Here is a 3,446-nt window from a genome sequence, read left to right as displayed (position 1 = left end):
GCCCGGCCCGCGCCGGTGCGCCCGCGCCGCCCCACGCGCGCCGACGCGGGCCCGCCACCGGGGCCGGCGGACCCGGCCCCGCCACCCGGGCCGGTCACCCGGGCCGGTCACCCGGGCCGGTCGACGCGGCCCCGCGACCCGCCCGTGCCGGGAGCGCGAACGGTCCCGCCCGGCCCGGGCCCGCGGTGTCCGCCCGGCACCGGAGCCGACGCCGACACGCCGGGCCCCCTCATGACGGAACGTGACCCGAAAAGGCCGGAGACGGTGCGCTCGCCGGGATCCGGGCGCGTCGGTGTGAGACCGTGGAGACCAAGAAGGGGAATGAGCCCGGGAACCCCGGGCCTTCTCCGGTGCACATCGGCGGACGCCGCCGACGAGTCGGATCACAGCCGGTCACCCGCACCCGTTCAAGATCCAAACGCCCGAAGAGCCGGGCGAGTCTACCCATCCTCGTAGCCGACCATGCGCCGCGCGGTCAGATTTTCTTCCCCTAACGGGCTGAACTTTTGTTGATCGTGGGTTAGTTGGCCGCCCGATCGTCCTACCCTTCAAAGGGTGAACCAACTGATGTCCCGAGAGTCCGAGGCCGATCTCCCCGGGGAGCCGCTGCTCCCGGGCGCGCTGCCCGAGGCACTGCGCGCCGAACTTGTCGCGTTCCGCCGCGACTTGCACATGCACCCGGAGCTCGGCAACCAGGAGTTCCGCACCACCGCGGCGATCAAGGCGCGCCTGGAGCAGGCGGGCCTCCAGCCGCGGGTCCTCTCCATCGGGACCGGCCTCATCTGTGACATCGGGGACGCCGACGACGTACGCCCCATGCTGGCACTGCGCGCCGACATCGACGCGCTGCCCATCCCGGACACGAAGAGTGACTGCGCGTACCGCTCGACCGTGCCCGACCGTGCCCACGCCTGCGGCCACGACGTCCACACCACGGTCGTGCTCGGCGCCGGTCTCGTCCTCGCCGACCTGCACGCCCAGGGCCTGCTGCCCCGGCGTGTCCGGCTGATCTTCCAGCCTGCCGAGGAGGTGCTGCCCGGCGGCGCCCCGGACGCGATCGAGTCGGGCGTGCTCGAAGGAGTCGGGCGGATCGTCGGCGTGCACTGCGACCCGAGGGTCGACGCGGGGCGCATCGGACTGCGGCACGGCGCCATCACCTCGGCGTGCGACCGGCTCGAAGTCTCGCTCGACGGCGCGGGTGGCCACACCGCGCGCCCCCACCTCACCACCGACCTCGTCACCGCCGCCGCGCGGGTCGTCACCGATGTGCCGGCGCTCGTCGCCCGGCGCGTGGACGCCCGCAGCGGGCTCGCGGTGACCTGGGGACGCATCGAGTCGGGCCACGCGTGCAACGTGATCCCCCAGCACGCCGAACTGTCCGGGACGATCCGCTGCCTGGACCTCGACGCCTGGCGGGCCGCGCCCGACCTCGTCCACGCGGCCATCGACGAGATCGCGAACCTCTACCGCGCCAAGTCCGAGATCAACTACATCCGGGGCGTCCCGCCGGTCGTCAACGACCCGGGCGTCACCGAACTGCTCCGCGACGCCATGACCGCCCGGCGCGGCGCGCAGTCCATCGAGGACACTGAGCAGAGCCTCGGCGGCGAGGACTTCTCCTGGTATCTGGAGCACGTGCCCGGCGCGATGGCCCGGCTCGGGGTGCGACGCCCCGGCGACCGCACCACCCGCGATCTGCACCGGGGCGACTTCGACGCCGACGAGCACGCGATCACGGTCGGCGTCGAGATGTTCACCGCCGCGGCCCTCCTGGACCAGCCCCCCTCCTAGGCTGCCGGGCCGGCCCCTCCCAGGGCCGTCGGTCCAGCCGTCCCGGGGCCGCCGGGCCACCCCTCCCGGGCCCCGGACAGGCGACGGACGCGGCCGGGTGAACTCCGGTCGCGTCCCCCACGCCCCGGCAGTAGCGTGGTCGGCAGTTCCTCGACAACAGTCACTTTGTGGAGCAGTGACCACCCGCTCCGTCACCTGGGGTCCGGTACCCGGATTCGCCGCGTGAGGTGCGCGACGGTCACTGCGTCCCCGAACACGCCTTTCGGCCGCATGGTTCACAAGGACGTAACCGGCCATCGGCACGAATGGATAACGGCCAGGCGGAACCCCGTTCCCTGGACGGTCTACGCGCGTTAATGTGCGCCGAACTCAGCACCCACTGCGGGGCTTTGGAGAATGGGGAGCTTCAGATGCGTCGGATTGCCAGCCTGACCCGCATCGCGGTGGGGGTCGCGTCGCTCGCACTCGCCGCCACCGCCTGCGGCGGCACCAGCAGCGACAGCAACAGCAGCAGCAACAGCAGCGAGAGCGGTGGCGGCAAGGGCCTCGCCATCGCGTACGACGTCGGCGGCAAGGGCGACCAGTCCTTCAACGACGCCGCGTTCGCGGGCCTGGAGAAGGCGAAGAAGGAGTTCGGCTACCAGACGGCCGACGTCGAGCCCACCGACAACGAGACCGACGCCGACAAGCAGCAGCGTCTGGAGTCCCTCGCCAAGCAGGGCTACAACCCCGTCATCGGCATCGGCTTCGCCTACGGTCCCGCGCTGGAGAAGGCCGCCGCGAAGTTCCCGAAGACCACCTTCGGCATCGTGGACTCGGTCGTCAACGGCAAGAACGTCGCCTCCCTGGTCTTCGCCGAGCAGGAGTCCTCCTACCTCGCCGGTGTCGCCGCCGCCAAGGCCACCAAGAGCAACACGGTCGGCTTCATCGGTGGTGTGGACGTTCCGCTGATCCACAAGTTCGAGGCCGGCTACACGCAGGGCGTCAAGGACACCAAGCCCGGCGTGAAGGTCCTCTCGCAGTACCTGACGCAGACCGCCGCCGAGGGTGGCTTCTCCAGCCCCGACAAGGGCAAGGCCGCCGCCGAGGGCCAGATCGAGAAGGGTGCCGACGTCCTGTACGCCGCCGCAGGTCTCTCCGGCCAGGGTGTCATCGAGGCCGCCTCCAAGGCGGGCGTGTGGGCGATCGGCGTCGACTCCGACCAGTACAAGCAGGAAGCGCTGGCGGCGTACAAGGACAAGATCCTGACCTCCGCGCTCAAGGACGTCGGCGGCGCGGTCTTCACGCTGTCCAAGTCGGTCCACGACGGCAAGCCGCTGACCGGCACGCAGACCTTCGACCTCAAGGTGAACGGTGTCGGCCTCGCCGACAGCAACCCGAAGATGGCGCAGATCGCCGGTCTCACCGACGCCGTTGCCAAGGCGAAGGCCGCCATCATCGCCGGCGACATCAAGGTCAAGACCTCGTAGTCGCGTGAACGGCGGGTGACCGCGGCGGGCCCGGCCCGCCTCCGGTCCCCCTCCGCCCCCACCGGGCGGGCGCACACGAACGAAGTACCGCGGGGGGGGGGGGGGGGCCGGGCGCGGGCGCCGGGCCGCGCGGCGCGGGGGCGGAGCTGCCTCACGGTCCCGCACAGAAGCCGCCGATCCTGGCGT

The 3,446-nt window shown here is 71.8% G+C and carries 2 protein-coding genes; both read left to right on the top strand.

Going from position 1 to position 3,446, the window contains the following annotated elements; genetic code table 11:
* The first annotated feature begins 567 nt into the window (after positions 1-567).
* Positions 568-1,791, top strand: coding sequence for a M20 family metallopeptidase (locus ACFXGX_RS43065; RefSeq protein WP_384803917.1), 1,224 nt, complete (start codon positions 568-570; stop codon positions 1,789-1,791).
* Between the two features lie 410 nt (positions 1,792-2,201).
* The gene (locus ACFXGX_RS43060) at positions 2,202-3,260 is read left to right on the top strand and encodes a BMP family protein (protein ID WP_384803914.1); all 1,059 of its coding nucleotides are present in this window, start codon (positions 2,202-2,204) and stop codon (positions 3,258-3,260) included.
* The last annotated feature ends 186 nt before the right edge of the window (positions 3,261-3,446 follow it).

This window comes from Streptomyces sp. NPDC059371, from assembly GCF_042751995.1.
Classification (GTDB): Bacteria; Actinomycetota; Actinomycetes; order Streptomycetales; family Streptomycetaceae; genus Streptomyces.
The sequence above is the reverse complement of the archived record's forward strand: the minus strand, read 5'-3'. Positions and strand labels throughout refer to the sequence as shown.

What these genes read in the sequence shown, in the direction of transcription:
- ACFXGX_RS43065 (WP_384803917.1), top strand. Translation starts at nt 568, where the DNA reads ATGTCCCGAGAGTCCGAGGCCGATCTCCCCGGGGAGCCGCTGCTCCCG.
- ACFXGX_RS43060 (WP_384803914.1), top strand. Translation starts at nt 2,202, where the DNA reads ATGCGTCGGATTGCCAGCCTGACCCGCATCGCGGTGGGGGTCGCGTCG.